Origin of the sequence: Pantoea sp. AN62 (assembly GCF_050432985.1) — a bacterium.
Taxonomy (GTDB): Bacteria; Pseudomonadota; Gammaproteobacteria; order Enterobacterales; family Enterobacteriaceae; genus Pantoea; species Pantoea brenneri.
This window is the reverse complement of record NZ_JBNPYB010000001.1, coordinates 338,636-358,272: the sequence shown is the minus strand read 5'-3', so window position 1 is coordinate 358,272 and position 19,637 is coordinate 338,636. Positions and strand designations below refer to the sequence as shown.

17 protein-coding genes are annotated in these 19,637 nt (G+C 60.6%); 10 read left to right on the top strand and 7 right to left on the bottom strand.

Features of this window, described 5'->3' with window-relative positions; all coding sequences use genetic code 11:
- Positions 1-11: 11 nt before the first annotated feature.
- Positions 12-980: a DNA-binding protein YbiB gene (gene ybiB, locus FHW04_RS01745; protein WP_046288433.1), complete on the top strand. Its 969-nt coding sequence runs from the start codon at positions 12-14 to the stop codon at positions 978-980.
- A 1-nt stretch (position 981) separates the two neighbouring features.
- Here ybiB and FHW04_RS01740 read toward each other — a convergent pair whose 3' ends face one another.
- From FHW04_RS01740 to hutH, 3 genes are all read right to left on the bottom strand, one after another.
- Positions 982-2,139, bottom strand: coding sequence for a M20 aminoacylase family protein (locus tag FHW04_RS01740; RefSeq protein ID WP_089561115.1), 1,158 nt, complete (start codon positions 2,137-2,139; stop codon positions 982-984).
- Positions 2,140-2,330: 191 nt separating this feature from the next.
- Positions 2,331-4,019 (bottom strand): urocanate hydratase, encoded by a 1,689-nt coding sequence (hutU, locus tag FHW04_RS01735; RefSeq protein ID WP_094106350.1) that lies wholly within the window; start codon positions 4,017-4,019, stop codon positions 2,331-2,333.
- 10 nt (positions 4,020-4,029) lie between these two features.
- Positions 4,030-5,589: a histidine ammonia-lyase gene (hutH, locus tag FHW04_RS01730; RefSeq protein ID WP_046288432.1), complete on the bottom strand. Its 1,560-nt coding sequence runs from the start codon at positions 5,587-5,589 to the stop codon at positions 4,030-4,032.
- Between the two features lie 306 nt (positions 5,590-5,895).
- Between hutH and hutC the strand changes: the two genes are divergently transcribed.
- On the top strand, positions 5,896-6,651 hold the full coding sequence (gene hutC / locus FHW04_RS01725; RefSeq protein WP_031378058.1) for a histidine utilization repressor: 756 nt from the start codon (positions 5,896-5,898) through the stop codon (positions 6,649-6,651).
- Here the strand turns inward: hutC and FHW04_RS01720 are convergent.
- Positions 6,635-7,177: a HutD/Ves family protein gene (locus FHW04_RS01720; protein WP_089561114.1), complete on the bottom strand. Its 543-nt coding sequence runs from the start codon at positions 7,175-7,177 to the stop codon at positions 6,635-6,637. The two genes, hutC and FHW04_RS01720, sit on opposite strands and share 17 nt — an antisense overlap.
- On the bottom strand, positions 7,174-8,529 hold the full coding sequence (locus tag FHW04_RS01715) for a formimidoylglutamate deiminase (RefSeq protein ID WP_094106349.1): 1,356 nt from the start codon (positions 8,527-8,529) through the stop codon (positions 7,174-7,176). Before FHW04_RS01715 ends, FHW04_RS01720 begins: the two co-directional genes overlap by 4 nt.
- Before the next feature lie 81 nt (positions 8,530-8,610).
- Between FHW04_RS01715 and hutI the strand changes: the two genes are divergently transcribed.
- The 7 genes from hutI (at position 8,611) to FHW04_RS01680 (ending at position 15,538) form a co-directional block, all read left to right on the top strand.
- On the top strand, positions 8,611-9,828 hold the full coding sequence (hutI, locus tag FHW04_RS01710) for an imidazolonepropionase (RefSeq protein WP_069728074.1): 1,218 nt from the start codon (positions 8,611-8,613) through the stop codon (positions 9,826-9,828).
- Positions 9,825-10,613, top strand: a complete 789-nt coding sequence (gene hutG, locus FHW04_RS01705) for an N-formylglutamate deformylase (RefSeq protein WP_089561113.1) — start codon at positions 9,825-9,827, stop codon at positions 10,611-10,613. Before hutI ends, hutG begins: the two co-directional genes overlap by 4 nt.
- A 309-nt stretch (positions 10,614-10,922) precedes the next feature.
- Positions 10,923-11,771, top strand: coding sequence for a transporter substrate-binding domain-containing protein (locus FHW04_RS01700; protein WP_094106247.1), 849 nt, complete (start codon positions 10,923-10,925; stop codon positions 11,769-11,771).
- Between the two features lie 12 nt (positions 11,772-11,783).
- Positions 11,784-12,503 carry an ABC transporter permease gene (locus tag FHW04_RS01695; protein ID WP_089561112.1) on the top strand — a complete coding sequence of 240 codons (720 nt, stop codon included), beginning with the start codon at positions 11,784-11,786 and terminating at the stop codon, positions 12,501-12,503.
- A gap of 11 nt (positions 12,504-12,514) precedes the next feature.
- The gene (locus FHW04_RS01690; RefSeq protein ID WP_031377039.1) at positions 12,515-13,246 is read left to right on the top strand and encodes an ABC transporter permease; all 732 of its coding nucleotides are present in this window, start codon (positions 12,515-12,517) and stop codon (positions 13,244-13,246) included.
- A 1-nt stretch (position 13,247) separates the two neighbouring features.
- Positions 13,248-14,042: an ABC transporter ATP-binding protein gene (locus FHW04_RS01685; RefSeq protein WP_069728077.1), complete on the top strand. Its 795-nt coding sequence runs from the start codon at positions 13,248-13,250 to the stop codon at positions 14,040-14,042.
- Positions 14,039-15,538, top strand: coding sequence for an HAL/PAL/TAL family ammonia-lyase (locus FHW04_RS01680; protein ID WP_031377037.1), 1,500 nt, complete (start codon positions 14,039-14,041; stop codon positions 15,536-15,538). Before FHW04_RS01685 ends, FHW04_RS01680 begins: the two co-directional genes overlap by 4 nt.
- Before the next feature lie 3 nt (positions 15,539-15,541).
- On the opposite strand, the gene FHW04_RS01675 is transcribed toward FHW04_RS01680, so the two are convergent.
- Positions 15,542-16,174 carry a flavin reductase family protein gene (locus tag FHW04_RS01675; protein ID WP_031377036.1) on the bottom strand — a complete coding sequence of 211 codons (633 nt, stop codon included), beginning with the start codon at positions 16,172-16,174 and terminating at the stop codon, positions 15,542-15,544.
- Positions 16,175-16,314: 140 nt separating this feature from the next.
- Here FHW04_RS01675 and rlmF point away from each other — a divergent pair, with 140 nt between their 5' ends.
- Positions 16,315-17,238, top strand: coding sequence for a 23S rRNA (adenine(1618)-N(6))-methyltransferase RlmF (gene rlmF, locus FHW04_RS01670; protein WP_031377035.1), 924 nt, complete (start codon positions 16,315-16,317; stop codon positions 17,236-17,238).
- 33 nt (positions 17,239-17,271) lie between these two features.
- Here the strand turns inward: rlmF and ybiO are convergent, their stop codons facing one another.
- Positions 17,272-19,545 (bottom strand): mechanosensitive channel protein, encoded by a 2,274-nt coding sequence (gene ybiO / locus FHW04_RS01665; RefSeq protein WP_089561111.1) that lies wholly within the window; start codon positions 19,543-19,545, stop codon positions 17,272-17,274.
- Positions 19,546-19,637: the final 92 nt, after the last annotated feature.

The following is a 19,637-nucleotide window of genomic DNA, read 5'->3' as shown; positions in this document are numbered from 1 at the left end:
GGAAGCGAGTGATGGAACTGAATAAAATTATTAAAGAGATCGGCCGCGGAAAAAATCATGCCCGCGACATCGATTTCGACACCGCCGAAGCCCTCTACAGCGCGATGCTGGCTGGCCAGGTGCCGGATCTGGAACTGGGCGGCATCCTGATTGCGCTGCGTATCAAGGGCGAAGGCGAAGCTGAAATGCGCGGCTTCTATCAGGCGATGCAGGCGCAGATGATGAAGCTGAACGCCCCGGCCAACCGGCCGATGCCGATGGTAATCCCGAGCTATAACGGCGCGCGCCGCCAGGGCAACCTGACGCCGTTACTGGCGCTGTTGCTGAACCGGCTCGGTTTCCCGGTGCTGGTGCACGGCGTCAGCGACGATGCGACGCGCATCACCAGTGAAGCGGTATTTGACGCGCTGGGCGTGCAGCCGGTGACCACCGCTGAGCAGGCTCAGGCCCGGCTGGACGCGGGTGAGCTGGTGTTTATTACCGTCGATCACCTCTGCCCGCCGATGGCGAAACAGCTGTCGCTGCGCTGGCGGATGGGGGTGCGGAACAGTGCGCATACGCTGGCAAAACTGGCGACGCCGTTTGGCGAACGCGAGGCGTTGCGGCTGTCGAGCGTGTCGCATCCGGAATATGTGCCGCGGGTGGCGAAATTCTTCAGCGATATTGATGCGCCTGCGCTGCTGCTGAATGGCACCGAGGGCGAGGTCTATGCTAATCCGCAACGTTGTCCGGCGATCAGCGTGATCCACGGCGCGGGATCGGAGGCGGAAGTGTGGGTTGAGCGTCAGCCCGAGGTCCAGGTTGAGCTGCCGGCAGATAAATCAGCGGCGGTCACCGCAGCCTGGATTGAGCAGGTGATTAACCAGCAGCGACCGGTACCGCAGGCGCTGCGGCTGCAGCTGGCCTGCTGCCTGCGTGCCAGCGGTGAATGCGACTCGCTGGCGACCGCCGACCAGCGGCTGCGCGCCGCCGGTTACTGATTCAGGCGATCGGCAGTGCCTGTTCAACCAGGTTCTGCCAGAAGCGGATACCGATCGGCAGTAACGCATCATTAAAATCGTAGCGGGCATTGTGCAGCGGCGCCGAAGGCTCTTCACCGTCGGCGCCGAGCCAGAAGTAAGCTCCCGGACAGGCTTCCATCATGCAGGCAAAATCTTCTGATGCCATCGAAGGATTGACCTGCCAGTGAACATTCTCTTCTCCCAGCGTCGCCAGCGCCACCGCGCGAACCTGCTCTGCCGGCGCGGCATGGTTGGCCGTCACCGGATAACCGGGTAGCCAGCTGGTTTCGCCGCTCACCCCAAACGGTCGGGGAAGGGTCGCCACAAACTCATCGATCAGTGCCCGCACTTTATCGCGCACTGCCGGTTGCAGGCAGCGTACCGTGCCGCGCAACACAATCTGTTCCGGGATGACGTTGATCGCCTCACCGCCGTGGATCTGCGTCACGCTGACCACCGCAGACGAAAGCGGTGACAGACGGCGTGACGGAATGGTCTGTAGCGCCAGGATCAGCTCAGCCGCGACTACCATCGGATCGGCACCGCTTTCCGGCATCGCCGCGTGGCAACTCTTGCCGTGCAGGGTGATTTCAAACGAATCAAGCGAGGCCATCATCGCACCGGGATTAACCGCCAGCGACCCGAGCGGCAGGCCCGGCCAGTTATGCATGGCGTAAACCGCATCCATCGGGAATCGCTGGAACAATCCCTCTTCAACCATTTTGCGCGCACCGCCCAGATTCTCCTCGGCGGGCTGAAAAATAAAGTGCACCGTGCCGCTGAACTGGCGTGTCGCCGCCAGCTGGCGGGCAGCGGCCAGCAGAATGGCACTGTGACCATCGTGACCGCAGGCGTGCATCACGCCCGGCGTCGCGGATCGCCACTCGACCTCACCTTTTTCGGTGATCGGCAGCGCATCCATGTCGGCACGCAGCCCGATAACCGGACCGGGGCCATTCTCCAGCGTGCCAATCACTGCGGTACCTGCCAGACCACGAAACACCTGTAATCCGGTCAGCTCAAGTTCGCGGGCGATAAGATTACTGGTGTGATGCTCCTGGTAGCCTAATTCAGGCTGGCGATGGAGCTGGCGACGCCAGTGCAGGGCATCTTCAAGCAGGGCGGGGGAAAGGGTCATGCAGAAACGTGCTCCTGACAGAATGAGAAGATTTCACTTTAGTGGTCGGGACGCGCGGCGTCTATTGCCGTTAGGGCGAAATCTGGCTATAGGCTAAATCAAAATGGAATAACTAATAAGTAACGGTGGCCAACGAGGCGGGGCGAAGCGGGTAAAAGCGGGGCCAGCCTGGCGCTGACCCCGACGGTAGGTTACTTCTGCAGCATCGGCAGATTCAGGCCGTGTTGCTCTGCACAGGCCTGCGCCTGTTGATAACCAGCATCGGCGTGGCGCATTACGCCGGTCGCCGGATCGTTCCACAATACCCGACCCAGTCGCGCATCCGCCTCTTTGCTGCCGTCGCAGACAATCACCACCCCCGCGTGCTGTGAGAAGCCCATTCCCACGCCGCCGCCGTGATGCAGGCTGACCCAGGTCGCACCGCCAGCGGTGTTAAGCAGCGCATTGAGCAACGGCCAGTCTGACACCGCATCCGAGCCATCTTTCATCGCTTCTGTTTCACGGTTTGGTGAAGCGACCGAGCCGCAGTCGAGATGATCGCGGCCAATCACCACCGGCGCTTTCAGTTCGCCATTGCGCACCATTTCGTTGAAAGCCAGGCCAGCGAGATGACGTTCGCCGAGGCCGAGCCAGCAGATGCGGGCCGGCAATCCCTGGAAGGCGATGCGCTCCTGCGCCATGTCGAGCCAGCGATGCAGGGTTTTATGCTGCGGAAACAGCTGCTTTAATTTGGCGTCGGTTTTGTAGATATCTTCCGGATCGCCCGACAGCGCCACCCAGCGGAACGGTCCTTTGCCCTCACAGAACAGGGGACGGATGTAGGCCGGGACAAAGCCCGGGAAGTCGAATGCGTTGGCGACCCCTTCATCCAGCGCCACCTGACGGATGTTGTTGCCGTAGTCGACGGTCGGAATGCCCATATGACAGAAGTCGAGCATCGCCTGCACGTGAACTGCCATCGAGGCGCGCGCCGCTTTCTCTACCGCTTTAGGCTGTGACACCTTCTCCTGCTGCCAGCGCGCCAGATCCCAGCCAATCGGCAGATAGCCGTTGATCGGATCGTGGGCCGAGGTCTGATCGGTGACGATGTCCGGTTTCGGTCCGCCCGCTCTGGCACGTTTGACCAGCTCCGGCAGGATCTCGGCGGCATTGCCCAGCAGCCCGACCGAAATGGCTTTTTTCGCCGCGGTTGCCTCGTTAATCAGCGCCAGAGCCTCATCCAGCGAGGTGGCTTTATGATCGACGTAGCGGGTACGCAGACGAAAATCGATGCGCGACTCCTGGCACTCAATGGCCAGCACGCAGGCACCTGCCAGCACGCCAGCCAGCGGTTGTGCACCACCCATCCCGCCCAGACCGGCAGTCAGTATCCAGCGTCCGCTCAGATCGTTGTTGTAGTGCTGACGTCCCGCTTCGACGAAGGTTTCATAGGTGCCCTGGACGATGCCCTGCGCGCCAATGTAGATCCACGAACCGGCGGTCATCTGGCCGTACATCATCAGGCCCGCCTTATCCAGCTCATGGAAGTGATCCCAGGTGGCCCAGTGCGGCACCAGGTTGGAGTTTGCCAGCAGCACGCGGGGCGCGTCGGCGTGGGTACGGAACACCCCGACCGGCTTGCCGCTCTGGATCAGCAACGTCTCATCAGGCTGTAACGCCTTGAGCGAGCGCAGGATCTGCTCGAAGCATTCCCAGTTACGCGCCGCTTTGCCAATGCCGCCGTAAACCACCAGATCTTCCGGCCGCTCGGCAACGTCAGGATCGAGGTTGTTCTGGATCATCCGGTAAGCGGCTTCAATCAGCCAGTTGGCGCAGTGCAGGGTGGTGCCATGCGGAGCACGAATCTCGCGTGCCACGGCCTGAGACAGGGTTTCGCTCATTACAGATTCCTTATTCAGCAGAAGAGAGGGCGCGCAGGCTGGGCAGCAGCGCGGTCAGAGCCTGAGGCCAGTCAGCGCGACTTGCCCACTGACGCATCGCGTCGATATCGGGTGCCAGCAGGCGATCCTCTTCCAGGAAGGCCACCCGCTGGCGGATGAGGTCAATCGCCTGCTCGAGTGTTGGCGAGCTTTTCAGCGGTCGGTTAAATTCAATGCCCTGCGCCGCTGCCATCGCTTCGATGCCAACGACCGCTGCGCTGTTGAAACACATGCTGCCGAGGCGGCGGGCAGCGTAGGTCGCCATCGACACGTGATCTTCCTGATTGGCGGAGGTCGGCAGGCTGTCTACGCTACCGGGATGTGCCAGTGATTTGTTCTCGGAGGCCAGCGCCGCCGCAGTGACCTGGGCGATCATAAAGCCGGAGTTCACCCCGCCGTCACGCACCAGGAACGGTGGCAGACCGGATAAGCCGGTATCCAGCAGCAGTGCCAGGCGACGTTCAGATATCGCCCCGACTTCAGCAATCGCCAGCGCCAGGATATCTGCGGCAAAGGCCACCGGCTCAGCATGGAAGTTACCGCCGGAGATCACATCGCCGCTGTCGCTGAACACCAGCGGGTTATCGGAAGCGGCGTTGGCTTCAATCTGCAATATCCGCGCCGCGTGGCACAGATTATCGAGACAGGCGCCCATCACCTGCGGTACGCAGCGAATCGAGTAGGGGTCCTGCACCCGGCCGCAGTGGGCATGGGAGGTGAGGATTTCACTGCCTTCAATCAGGGCGCTGACCGCGGCGGCCACGGCAATCTGCCCCTGCTGACCGCGCGCCTGATGAATGCGGGCGTCGTACGGCTTCAGCGAGCCTTTGATCGCTTCCAGCGACAGCGCACCGGCCATCAGTCCGGCGGCAAACAGGTTTTCAGCTTCAAACAGGCCCCGCAGCGCCAGCGCGGTCGAGACCTGAGTGCCGTTGAGCAGCGCCAGCCCCTCTTTCGGGCCGAGCACAAACGGCGACAGCCCTACCGATGCCAGGCCTTCCGTCGCCGGGATCAGCGCGCCGTTGAGCCGCACCTGACCTTCACCCAACAGCATCAGCGACATATGGGCCAGCGGTGCCAGATCGCCGGAAGCGCCCACCGAGCCTTTTTCCGGGATGCAGGGCATAACGCCGGCGTTAAACAGCGCCAGCAGCGCCTCGACCAGTTCGATACGCACGCCGGAGTGGCCGCGCGCCAGGCTGATAATTTTGGTGGCGACCACCAGACGGGTCACGTTGTCCGGCAGCAGTTCGCCGAGGCCGACGCTGTGCGACAGCACCAGATTACGCTGCAGATCGGCCAGTCGGCCGGCCGGGATTTGCGTCTGCGCCAGTTTGCCGAAACCGGTGTTAATGCCGTACACCACCTTGCCGGAGGCGACAATCGCCTCGACGGTTTGCTGCGCGTCTGCAATGGCCTGGCGCGCCTGGTGATCAAGGCTAAGGGTGACGTTACCCTGATAGATAGCGCGTAATGTGGCGAGATCCACCTCGCCTGGCACCAGGTGTAATCGCTGCGACGATCCTGACATACTCTACTCCTGTCTATACAAGTGTGCTGGCGTGGCTAAGGGATGTTCATTGCCCTGATCCAGCGGGATAATGCGAGTGAAGCATAAGTGTCTATTCTTGTCTATACAAGTAGCAAGGGCCGTGCCAGACCGATCACAAAAATGCATCACCCGCCAGCCATGGGTTACCGGCAAACTGTGACGCAGCGCCTGCACCAGCCCGATGCGTCGCCTGCACTGATGAGGCGCAACCGGCGGTGACGGATGTATATACATTCACGCAGCGAGACAGTAAACTTGAGGCATTATCAGGATAAGGAACAGCAAATGGTCGAGCATACGGCACTGGCACAACTGGCTGCGGCCATGAGCGATGAACCCGCGCCGATTTATCAGCGTGTGAAGCAGGCAATTGTCAGCCAGATTCGGGAGGGACGTTGGAAGGCTAACCAGCGAGTGCCCTCAGAAAGTGAACTGGTGAATGAGCTGGGCGTCAGCCGGATGACGATTAACCGGGCGCTGCGTGAGCTGACCAGCGAAGGGTTTCTGGTGCGGATGCAGGGCGTCGGCACTTTTGTCGCCGAGATGAAAGGCTACACCGCGATGCTGGAGGTGCATAACATCGCCGACGAGATCGCCCAGCGCGGGCATCAGCATAGCTGCAAAATTCTCGCCATCGGCCAGAATAAAGCCGATCCTGAGCAGGCGGCGGTGCTGGGACTCTCCACCGGGCAGACGCTCTACCATTCGCTGATTGTGCATTATGAAAATGAGCTGCCGGTGCAGCTGGAGGATCGGCTGGTTAACCCGCTGGTCGCGCCCGATTATCTGACCCAGGATTACCACAGCCAGACGCCTTATACCTATCTGATGCGGGTCGCGCCGCTGACCGCGGGCGAGCACATTGTTGAAGCGGTGCTGCCCGACGCGCGCCAGCGTAAACATCTGGCGCTGGAGGAACATGAGCCTTGTCTGCTGATCCGCCGTCAGACCTGGAGCGACAACAAAATCGTTACCTATGCGCGCCTGCTCTATCCCGGCTCACGCTATAAACTGCTGGGCCGGTTTAAGGGACACGGCTAAGCCGGGTCAGCAGCAGCCGGGCATTCGCTCCGATTGGGCGCAGCCCGGTAAGCTGGTCTGCCCAGCCGATCCCGTGCTGCACTTCCAGCCGCTCGCCGTCCGCCAGTTGCCATTGGCCCGCCAGCACCCAGGCGACGCCATGCGGGCTGCTGATCGCATCGGTCACCACCTCAACCGTTGCCTGCCACTTCCCGCGTCGGATCATGATATTAAAATCCTCACTGATCCCTCCCTCCAGCCGGGCATCTAACGCCAGTTCACCGGCAAACGCCCAGGGCTGCAACGGCGTTAAGCGGTGCTGCACGCCGGGGCCGGTCAGTATGACCGCGTCACCGTGCAGCAGGGTGATGATGCGATCAATGCCGGGAAAGGAGGAGAACGGCCCATCCTGCGCCAGCGTCGCGATGCTGGCGCGCCATTCAAACGATGCCGCGCCGGGCGGATAACCGATCAGCTCGCGGGTCTCTCCGCCGCCGTTACGCCAGCGACTGACCGCTAAGTCAGCATAAGCAAATCGGGTAATCATCGCAGTGCCGCCATCGCCTGGCTGAACCGGGCCGCACAGGCAGCCTGCGCCGGATGATAGCCCTCTTTGATCACCGCATTGCCGGCGACGTAGACGTCACGGATCTGATCGCGCTGACCGGCGAACAGCCAGCGATTCAGCACCGAACGCTGATCGACACTGCCGAGCCACGCCTCGTCGCGCAGCACCAGCCAGTCGGCCCGCTGTCCCACTGCCAGCGAACCCTGCTGAATGCCGCACGCCTGAGCGCCGCCTGCCGCGGCCTGCTGCCATAGCAGATCGCCGACCGAAGGCTGGTCCGGCAGGGTGATGCGATTGCGGCGCTGGTCGCGCAGCCGTTGGGCATACTCCAGCCAGCGTAATTCTTCGTTAATACTCAGCGAAACGTGGCTGTCGGAGCCAATGCCCCAGCGTCCGCCCTGCGCGATATACTCCACCGCCGGAAAAATGCCGTCGCCCAGATTGGCCTCGGTGGTCGGACATAACCCGGCCACCGCACCACTGGCGGCGAGGCGCGACAGCTCATTCTGATCGAGATGGGTGGCGTGAATCAGGCACCAGCGGCTATCGACCGCAAAGCGATTCAGCAGCCACGACACCGGCCGCTCTCCGCTCCACGCCAGCGAGTCATTGACCTCTTTTTGCTGTTCCGCGACGTGAATATGCACCGGCAGAGTCGGGGCACTGGCCGCCAGCACCTGCTGCATCTGGCTTTCACTCACCGCGCGCAGCGAATGAAAACAGAGACCCGCATTCAGTAGCGGCCGGTTGCGTTGCAGCTGATGCAGGCGGGACTGCTGCTGCAGATAGCGATCGGTTTGCTGAATAAAGCGTTTCTGCCCGGTTGTCGGCGACTGTGCACCAAACCCGCTGTAGCTGTAGAGCACCGGCAGCAGAGTCTGCCCAATACCCGCCACTTCGGCCGCGCGGATCAGCTGTTGCAGCATCGCGTCGTCGGGGTAGGGCATGCCGTCAGGATCGTGATGCAGATAGTGAAATTCCGCCACCTGGCTGTAGCCGCCTTTCAACATCTCGATGTAGAGCAGGGCGGCAATATCGCCAACCTGTTCCGGCGTCAGGCGCTGCACCATCCGGTACATCAGATCGCGCCAGGTCCAGAAACTGTCCTGCGGATCGCCTGCGACTTCGGCCAGGCCTGCCATGGCGCGCTGAAAAGCGTGCGAATGCAGATTGGCGATCGCCGGGATCACCTCGCCATCCAGCCGGATCGCTTCTCCGGCATCGCTGTCGGGCGTAATAGCCTCGATAAAACCGGCCGGATTGACCGAGATACGAACCTGTTGTCGCCAGCCTTCAGCCAGCATTGCGCGCGGGGCAAAAAAAGTCGCCATGGTTGATCCTCAACGGATGTGGTTGTATATACATATACATACTTTAACGCACAGTGTAAACGGCGGAGGCAAGAGGCAGCGATGGCAGAGGATATGCAGGTAGAGAGTGTCTGGACCGGTGCCGATCTGGTGACCATGCGCGGCGGTAAGTACCATCTGATCCCGCAGGGCGCGCTGGTCGTCAGGGCGGGCAAGCTGGTATGGGTTGGGCCGCAGGCAGAGATGCCCGCGTTCCAGGCTGAACAGCATCACCGCCTGGCCGGCGGCATTATTACGCCGGGCCTGGTGGATTGTCATACTCATCTGGTGTTTGGCGGCGATCGCAGCCAGGAGTTCGAACAGCGCCTGAATGGCGTCAGCTATGCGGAAATTGCGGCTCAGGGCGGCGGCATTCTCTCTACCGTGCGCGCCACCCGAAGCGCCACCGAAGATCAGCTGGTGGCGTCGGCGCGCTGGCGGCTCGATCGTCTGCTGGCGGAAGGGGTCACCACCGTGGAGATCAAGTCCGGCTACGGGCTTGATGAAGAGAGTGAATTGCGCATGCTGCGCGCGATTCGCCGGCTCGGTGACAGCGTCGCCGCCGATGTGCTGGCGACCTGTCTGGCTGCCCATGCGTTTCCGCCGGAGTTCAGGCACGATCCCGGGGGCTGGATCGATATCATCTGTGATCGCCTGTTGCCGCAGGTCAAAACGCAGGGGCTGGCAGATGCGGTTGATGCGTTTTGCGAGCATCTGGCGTTTTCACCGCAGCAGGTGACGCGGGTGTTTGAACGGGCAAAAGCGCTGGGCCTGCCGGTGAAACTGCACGCCGAGCAGCTCTCTTCGCTGGGCGGAGCCACACTGGCGGCGAGCTTTGGTGCCCTGTCGGCCGATCATCTGGAATATGCTACCGAAGCAGATGCGCAGGCGATGGCGCAGCATGGCACGGTCGCGGTATTGCTGCCCGGCGCATTCTATCTGCTGCGTGAAACCCAGCGTCCACCGGTGGCGCTGTTTCGTCGCTACGGCGTACCGATGGCGCTGGCCAGTGACGCGAATCCGGGCACTTCGCCGGCACTGTCGTTGCGCCTGATGCTGAACATGGGCTGTACGCTGTTTGGCATGACGCCGGAAGAGGCGCTGGCCGGGGTCACGTTATACGGTGCCCAGGCGCTGGGATTAGCCAGCAGTCACGGCTCGCTTGAAGTGGGAAAAGTGGCGAACTTCGTCCACTGGCCGCTGGCACGTCCGGCGGAACTGGTTTACTGGCTGGGTGGCGAGCTGCCCTGTACCGTTATCTATCGTGGAGAACGTCAATGAAGGCTTTTCATTTTACTCAGGGCAAGCTGCCGCTACTGGTCAGCATCCCGCATGCCGGTACCCAGCTGACGCCGGAGGTTGAAGCCGGGCTGAGCGAGGCTGCACGCGGCCTGCCGGACACCGACTGGCACATTCCGCTGCTGTACGATTTCGTGCGGGATCTCGGGGCCAGCGTGCTGATTGGTCACTATTCCCGTTACGTGATCGATCTCAACCGGCCGCCGGATAACCAGCCGCTCTACACCACTGCCACCACCGGCCTGTTCCCGGAGACGCTGTTTGACGGGACGCCCACCTTTGCGCCAGGCAAAACGCCGGGTGCGGGCCAGCGTCAGGGCTATATCGACCAGATCTGGCATCCCTATCATCAGCAGATCCAGCAGGAACTGGCGCGCCTAAAAGCGCAGCACGGTTACGCGCTGCTGTTTGATGCGCACTCGATTGCCAGCTCTATCCCACGCCTGTTTGAGGGACGACTGCCCGATCTTAATATCGGGACCAACGACGGTGTCAGCTGCAGTCCCGCGCTGATCGGGGCGATTCAGTCGGTGTGCGCCGCACAAAGTGACTACAGCTGGGTGATCAATGGCCGCTTCAAGGGCGGCTATATCACCCGCGCCTACGGCCAGCCGCAGCAGCAGATTGAGGCGGTACAGCTGGAACTGGCGCAGCTCAACTACATGGATGAAACGCCGCCTTACGCCTGGCAGCAGGCACGTGCAACTCAGCTGCAAACACTTCTCAAAGCGCTGATTCAGCGCATGCTGGCTCAGACCAGCGCCTGATAGCCGACTGCACTGAGCGGGTGCAGTGGTGCGCTGATCCGGTGCAACGGCGGACACAGACTGACGTGTCGTCCGCCGTTGCACCCTTTCCCACCGTAAAACCAGAGCTGGCATAAGCTTTGCTAAGTTGTATGTACAAGTGCAACGGCTGACAATCGCGCGGAATAATTCCTGTCTGGCTCACAAAACGATAAAGACGGCAATGAACTGCGCCACGTTAACTTGTATATACATGACATATCATCCTGTGAAATTTTTGTTAAATCTTGCCAGGGCGATCACCAGGCCGCTACTTTTCAGGAGAACCGTATGACACACCGTCCGATCCTTCGTCATTTAACACTCGCGACCCTTGCTTCCAGCCTGTTGCTCTGTGGCGTTACTGCCCAGGCGAAAGAGTGGAAATCGATCACTATTGCTACCGAAGGCAGTTACGAACCCTGGAACCTCACGCTGCCAGGCGGCAAGCTGGGCGGGTTTGAACCGGAACTGATGGCTGACCTGTGCCAGCGTATGGCGATCCAGTGCAAGCTGGTGGTGCAGAACTGGGACGGGATGATCGCCGGCCTCAACGCCGGAAAATATGATGTGATCATGGACGCGATTGTCATTACCCCCGATCGCAAGAAGGTGGTGAACTTCACCGTGCCTTACGCCTCAACGCCCGCCACCTTTATCAGCGCTAAGGGCAGTTTGCTGCCTGCTGATACGCAGATCGTCAAGCTGCATGATGACCCGCAACAGATTGAAACCGCCATTGCCTCGTTGAAAGCAGCGCTGAAGGGGAAAAGCATCGGTATCGCCTCCGGCACGGTATACACGCCGTTCATCGATAAATATTTCAAAGATGTCGCGGATGTCCGCGAGTACACCAGCTCCGCCGATGCGATTCTCGATTTACAGGCGGGCCGTATCGATGCCGTGTTTGACGACGTGACGTTTGCACAGTCAATGCTGGCGCGTCCCGACAATAGCAACCTCAGCTTTAGCGGCCCGCAACTGGGCGGTCCGATCTGGGGCGAGGGGGAAGCGATGGGCGTGCGGATGGCGGATAACGATCTGAAAGCCAGACTCGACCAGGCGATCAAGGCGGCACTGGCCGACGGCACGGTAAAAAAACTGAGCGAGAAGTGGTTCAAAACTGACGTTACACCCTGAGTGAGGTAAATCATGATAAGCCTGCTGAGTTTTGGTGCCGACGGCTGGGGGCGCTTAATCCTGAGCGCTACGCTGACCACGGTGCTGCTCTCCTTTGCCGCACTGCTGGTCGGCGCGGTGGTCGGTTCCGGCGTGGCGGCGGCGAAGCTGTCGCCGCACCGGGCCATGCGCTGGATGGGAGAAGGCTATTCGGTGATCTTTCGCGGCATCCCGGAACTGCTGGTGATCTATCTGTTCTATTTCGGCGGTTCGGGATTGATCACCCAGGTCGGGCAGCTGTTCGGCGCTGACGGGTTTATCGAAGCGCCACCGTTTCTGATCGGCGCGCTGGCTATCGGGCTGATCTCCGGATCTTATCAGGCAGAAGTCTACCGTGCCGCCCGTCTGGCGCTGGCGAAAGGAGAGATTGAAGCTGCGGTTGCCATCGGCATGCCGCGCTGGCGTATTCGTCAGCGCATCCTGCTGCCACAGGTAGCGCGCTATGCGCTGCCGGGGCTGTCAAACGTCTGGCAGATGAGCCTGAAAGATTCGGCGCTGGTATCGGTGACCGGCATTGTGGAGCTGATGCGCGCCAGTCAGATCGCCGCCGGTTCCACCCGCGATTACTTCACCTTTTACCTGGTCGGCGGCGCCTGTTATCTGGCGCTGACGCTGCTGTCGAACCGCGCCTTCCTGCGGGCCGAATCCCGCCTTGGCCGTGCCTGGCAAAGCCGCACCGCTGCCCAGCATTAAGGAGCCTGATCATGATCGATTTTGCCTTTCTCAGTGACACCTTTCTTCGGCTGAGCGCCGCCTTGCCGGTGACGCTGGGGCTGTTTATCAGCGCCTTCCTGTGTGGCGGGGTGCTGGCGGTCGGTATTCTGGCGTTACGGATGAGCCGCTGGCGGCTGCTGAGCGCGTTTGCTCGCGGCTACATCCTGGTGTTTCGCGGCTCGCCGCTGATGATTCAGCTGTTTCTGATCTATTACGGACTCGGGCAGTTTGGCGTGATCCGCCACAGTTTCGTCTGGCCATTCCTGCGGGAACCTTTTAGCTGCGCGGTACTGGCGCTGTCGCTCTGTACCGCCGCTTACACCGCCGAGATTCTGCGTGGCGCATTGCTGGCGGTGCCGCCAGGTCAGGTGGAAGCGGGCATGGCCTGTGGCATGTCGCGCGGCCTGCTGCTGCGAAGGATTATCGCGCCGGTGATGCTGCGTTACGCACTGCCAGCCTACTCGACCGAGGCGATTCTGCTGGTCAAATCGACCGCGCTGGCCAGCCTGGTCACGGTGTGGGACGTCACCGGCGTGGCGCAGCAGATCATTCAGCGTACCTACCGCACCATGGAGGTGTTTCTCTGTGCCGCTGCGATCTACCTGATCCTCAATTTCATTATTGTTCAACTGTATGCCCTGCTGGAACGGCGTCTGACGCCGGTGCATAAACCGGCAAAAAAGCCGTTACCGGTCGCTAAGCCGATCCCCGGAGGAGAATAAAATGTCAACCCTGCCACCCATCACGCTGTCGGCCAGCGATATCCATAAATCCTTTGGCGCAATGGAGGTGCTGAAAGGCATCTCGCTGCAGGCGCATCAGGGGGACGTGATCTCGATTCTGGGTGCCAGCGGCTCGGGAAAAAGTACCCTGCTGCGCTGCATTAACCTGTTAGAGACGCCCGATGCCGGTGTGGTCAGCGTCGGCGGCGAAACCATTGAGATGAAACGTCATGCCCGCGGTCATCAGCTGGCGGCGAATCCGCGCCAGATTGAGCGGCTGCGCTCACGGCTCGGCATGGTGTTTCAGAGCTTTAATCTCTGGTCGCACCTGACGGTGCTGCAAAATGTGATTGAAGGGCCGCATTACGTGCTGAAGCGTGACAAAAAAGCCTGCATCGCTGAAGCCGAAAAGCTACTGGACCGCGTCGGCTTGCTGAACCGCAAGGATTTTTATCCGGCGCAGCTCTCCGGCGGGCAGCAGCAGCGAGTCGCCATTGCCCGCGCGCTGGCCATGGATCCGGAAGTGATGCTATTTGATGAACCGACCTCGGCGCTCGATCCGGAGCTGGTCGGGGAAGTCCTGAAAGTCATGCGCAGCCTGGCGGAGGAGGGACGCACCATGCTGGTGGTAACCCATGAGATGGGATTTGCACGCAACGTCTCTAACCGGGTGGTGTTTATGCATCAGGGCACCATCGATTGTCAGGGCACGCCGCAGGAAATGTTCGGCGAACAAGGCTCGGCGCGGTTTAAACAGTTTATTTCCAGTCATCATCAGGTGGAGCCGGTGCTATGAGTCAGACCCTTGTCTGGGGCGATACGCCGTTACAGTGGCGGGATGTGGTTAAGGTGGCGCGGCAGGGCACCACGCTAGCGCTGAGCGACAGTGCCTGGCAGCGCATTGCGCAGGGCCGGGAAATCGTCGGCAATATCGTGGCGGCAGGTCAGGTGGCCTACGGCATTAATACCGGCCTGGGGGCGCTGTGCAACATCACGTTGTCGGACGATGAACTGAGCCAGCTGTCGCGCAACACTTTACTCAGTCACGCCTGTGGTGTCGGGCCATCGCTTGGCAAACCGGAAGTCCGCGCCATTCTGTGCGCCGCGATCGCCAACTACAGCCATGGCAAATCGGGCGTGTCGGTGGTGCTGGTGGAGCGGCTGCTGGCGCTGCTCAATTTGCAGATTACGCCTCAGGTGCCGTCGCAGGGGTCGGTGGGCTATCTGACTCACATGGCACACATCAGCCTGGCGCTGATGGGTGTGGGTGAGGTGGAGTGGGAAGGGCATCTGATGCCGGCGCAGCAGGCGCTGGAACGCAATGGACTGGCCCCTTTCCGGCCAGGTGCAAAAGAGGGGCTGAGCCTGGTCAACGGCACGCCGTGCATGACCGGTCTGGCCTGTCTGGCGCTCGACGATGCAGAACGTCTGCTGGACTGGGCGGATATCACCGGGGCGATGAGTTTCGAGGCGTTACGCGGTCAGCTGGCGGCGTTTGATCCTGAGGTGCTGGCGCTGAAAGCCAGTCCCGGTATTCAGCGCAGCGGCGAACGTTTACGCCGATTGTTAATGGACAGTGCGGTTTTAAACGAGAGTCAGGGCATTCGTACCCAGGACGCGCTCAGTCTGCGCGCGATGCCGCAGGTCCACGGTGCCTGTCGCGATCAGTTCGATCACGCGCAGCGTCAGGTGGAGACTGAACTGAATGCCTGCACCGACAATCCGCTGGTGCTCGGCACACCGCAGGCGTGGCGGGTCATTTCGCAGGCCAATCCGCACGGTGAATCGGTGGCAATGGCCTGTGACGTACTGGCGATTGCGCTGGCGGAGCTGGGCAGTATTGCTGAGCGGCGGCTCGATCGGCTGGTGAATCCGCTGGTGAGTGGCCTGCCGCCGTTTCTGGTGGCACAGCCGGGCGTTAATTCGGGCATGATGATTGCGCAGTATGTCGCCGCATCACTCTGTGCTGAAAACCGGCAGCTGGCACAACCGGCGGTGCTGGACAACTACGTCACCTCCGGATTGCAGGAAGATCATCTGAGCCTTGGCACCGGCTCGGCATTGAAACTGCTGAAGCTGGTGAGTAATGTTGATCACATTATCGCTATCGAATATCTGCTGGCCGCGCAGGCGCTGGAATTTCACGGCGAGGCGCGATTGGCCAGTGGCACCTTACATGCCTGGCGACGACTGCGGCAGAGCGTGGCAAGCTGGCAGCAGGACCGCTGGCTGGCACCGGACATCGCCCGGGCGGTGAGCGAAATCAAAGCGCATCCGGTCGATGCGCTGTGATCATCAGCCGCGGCGCGCGTCCGGACGGACTAAATCAAAGCGCTGCGCTTCACTGATGCCATAGTAGGCGCTGGGCCCACCGGCGCGCAGAATCGGCTCGGCTTTGGCGGTCTGATAAATGCCCGCTTCCAGCAGGTTTTCACTGATGTGGATCGCCACCGCTTCGCCGAGCACCAGCCAGCTCTCAATCGGCTTTCCCTGCGCATCCTGTAACTGGATCAGCTGGGTCAGCCGGCATTCGAAGTTAACCGGGCTTTCGCCGACCAGGCTGGCTTTGACCTGCGATGCCGGTAACGGCGTCAGTCCGGCATAGGCAAACTCATCCTGATCGGCTGACAGCGACGCTGAGCTTTCATTCATCGCTTCAGCCAGTGGCCGGGTCGCCAGGTTCCAGACAAACTCTTTGGTATCCGCAATGTTCTGCACGCTGTCCTTCCAGCCGCTGCTGGCGAAACCGATGATCGGCGGATGGTAGTTGAAGCAGTTAAAAAAACTGTAGGGCGCCAGATTGCGCTGGCCGCTGGCGCTGATCGAACTGATCCAGCCAATCGGACGCGGGCCGATGATGGCGTTCAGGGGATCGTGCGGCAGACCGTGGCCGGCACGCGGTTGATAGGAATAGCGTTTATGCGTCATAACCTCTCCGGTGGGGATTTTATCCATCTTAGCCCGACAGCATCGTCTGGCGGCAGCCGAATCGGGTAAGCGGATTGTGCGGGTTTATTTTCCGTCGCTCACAGCGTATTGTACGCGCGCCTGAATAATTGAGAGAACGTATGAAAAAGTCAGCCAGCTCGTCGCCTTTCCACGCCCGCAATCGCCATCAGGGCGAATATGATTTTGCCGCGTTAACCGCTGCGCATCCGCCGCTGGCGGCCAAAGTGCGGCCTAACGGTTATGGCGTCGATTCAATCGACTTTGCGGACCCGGATGCGGTGATGTTGCTCAATCAGGCGCTGATTAAGCTGTTTTACGGCATCGACTGGCAGCTGGCGCCGGGATCGCTCTGTCCACCCGTGCCGGGACGGGCGGATTACCTGCACTACCTGGCCGATCTGCTGGCGCTGGATAACCACGGGGCGATTCCGACCGTCGACGTGCTGGATATTGGCTGTGGCGCAAACTGCATCTATCCCCTGATCGGCGCAGCAGAATATGGCTGGCGCTTCACCGGCACCGAAATTGATGAGGCGGCGATCAAAGCGGCTAACCGGATTGTCGCGGCTAATCCTGGCCTGGCACGCCAGATCCGCCTGCGTCGTCAGAAAAACAGCGATGCGGTGCTGGCCGGCGTGGTCAGCAAAAACGAATTTTTCCACGCGGTGATGTGTAATCCGCCGTTCCACGCCTCGGCAGAGGAAGCGGCGGCCGGATCGCAGCGTAAAGTGCGCAATCTCGGACTCGATAAAGCTGCGCCGCTTAACTTCGGCGGTCAGCATAACGAACTCTGGTGCGTTGGCGGCGAAAAGGCGTTTGTCGGTAAGATGATCGGCGAAAGCGTGGCGCTGGGCCGTCAGGTGGTGTGGTTCACCTCGCTGGTGTCGCGTAAAGAGAATCTGGCCACGCTGGAAAAGCAGTTGCGGGCGCTTGATGTTGCTGAGGTCCGGGTGGTGAATATGGCGCAGGGCCAGAAACAGAGCCGTTTCCTGGCGTGGAGTTTTATGCCTGCCGCGCAGCGCAGCAAAGTGTTAAGCCGTTAACCCGCAGGGCGGGCCGGATGGCCCGCGCTGAACTTATGGCGGTGACGGCAACGCCGGTAACGCGGCGGCCCCGGCAACATCACCGGCGGTTTGCATCACCTGCACCGTGTGATGCGGCGCTTTAATTCCGGCGGCGTCAAAGTGCTTCTTCACTTTATCATCCAGCGCAAAACGCACCGTCCACTGTTTGAGCGGCTGAGTGGTAAACGAGACGCGTACCGTAAACGCCTGGTTGGTCAGTCCCACCAGACCGGCAAAGCCCGGCTCACCAATCACCATGCCGCGAATGTCCGGATTCTCCAGTAATTCTTTCACTGCTGCCTGCAACGCCTGATTAGCGCGTTCGCTATCCTCATTGCGATCCACATCATAGTTAGCGACAAACGAACCGATGCCGCGCACAAAGTTGGCAAAAGTGGTAATCGATGACCACGGAATGATGTGATAAGCACCGGTATCCTGGCGCACGCCGACCGAGCGAATCGACATCCGCTCTACCGTGCCGGTAATCGCGCCGATGGTCACCAGATCGCCGGTATTCATGCCGTTTTCGAACTGGATAAAGATACCGGTAATAATATCTTTCACCAGCGTCTGTGAACCGAAAGAGACTGCCAGCCCCAGCGCACCGGCGCCAGCCAGCAGCGGCGCAATGTTCACCCCAATCTCAGAAAGCAGGATCATAATGGTGATGGTGCTGATCACCACCGCCAGCGCGTTGCGGAACAGGGTCAGCAGGGTGCGGGTACGGGCACTGGGCATCGGACGGCCATGTGAATCCGAAGCCAGCCGACTTTCAATCAGGCTGGCCAGCACGGTCCAGCCAACGGCCGACAGCAGCACAATCATTACGATGCGGATCAGCACATCCACCATTTTTTCCCCGGCCCCGACCGTCAGCCAGTGCCACAAATCAAACAGGTTCCAGGCGTTAAGCAGCAGCAGCAGGGTGGCGAACACCGTCAGCACGCGCGCCAGCTTGAGCAATGCTTTGACCCAGTCGTTGACGCGCTTTTGCAGTTCCGGGTAGTTACGCCGTAAATCGGGCGACAGGATGATGGTTTTGCTAATCCAGCGGGTCAGTATTCCGGAGACAAAGGCGGCGATACCGATGATCGCCAGGCTTCGTACCGTGGCGGACATCATAAATTTCAGGCTGTCGCCGGGATTAAAAATCGAGAACAGGAACAGCGCAATAAAATAGGCGCTGGCCAGCCAGTGCCAGATCACGGCGAAGGCGCGGATAAACAGCGCGAAGAACGCCATGCTGCGGTCGGCCAGCCCGATCAGCGCGTTATGGATGCTGCGCTTGTTGGTGAAGATCAGATACAGCGCCCAGCTGGTCATGATCGCCATGATGATGATGTTGACCAGTGCGGCAATCTGCACGTTGACCTGATTACTGACAATCGGTACCACCACCAGCAGGCCGTAGCCCATCACCCCGCTCAGCCAGCTCAGCCGGGTATTCCAGTACGCAGCGCGGCTGTCGGTAAGATGGAAAAAGCGCAGTGCCGGGAAGTGCGGACAGAAAATCAGGCGCAGCAGTGCTTTAAAAAACTCAATCAGGGCGAAGGCGTTGAGGAACAGCCCTTGCTGATAGGCGATGGTGCGGTTGTCGCTGTGAAAGTTGTCGCTGATGATCTGACCGACAAACAGCGCCAGCGCCAGCAGCAGCAGGTCGATAATAAATGCACCGCCGATGGCGGCGGGCAGCTGCAGCCAGTTACGGTGATCGCGGTTTTTATGCCGTCCCCAGACGCCCAGCCGGCGATAGATCGGATAGACCAGGCGGCGCAGCAGCCAGTAGAAGGCGAACATCGCCAGCGCCAGGCCCGCAAAATGGTTTAGCGCGTTGATAAAGGTGGTGGGATTAAAGGTCTTATGAGGCGCTTTGACAATATTGTCATGCAGCCGCACGAACTGCGAGGCGACCACGCCGCCGTACTCGCGGGTAACCTCGGTCAGCCCCTGCAACACCGTTTTATCTTCCTGCTCCGCAACGGGCGGCAGCAACTCCGGCGCAGCGCTGGCAGACGGCGAGGTCGAGACGTGACGCAACTGCTCAATCAGCGCCTGCCGTGACTGTTCATTCTCAAGGATATTGGCCAGTGCGGCGTATGCCGCTTTTTGCTGGTCGGGATCGGGCTGGCTGGATTGATCGCCTGACCCTTTGCTGGTTTGCTGCGCGGCAACTGCCGCCTGCGGTAAAGTGACCGCCGGAGCCTGTGGTGCCAGGCTAAATAACATCAGGAACAGCAGGATCCAGCGCCACACAACGGGGCGGGGTGGGCAGGCTGACGACATAGCTCTCTCCTTAGCTACGCGCGTGCTTCACAAGAGGGAAAGTATAGTCAGGCGATTGATATTAAAGTGGTTAATGAGGATTAATCTGCCGC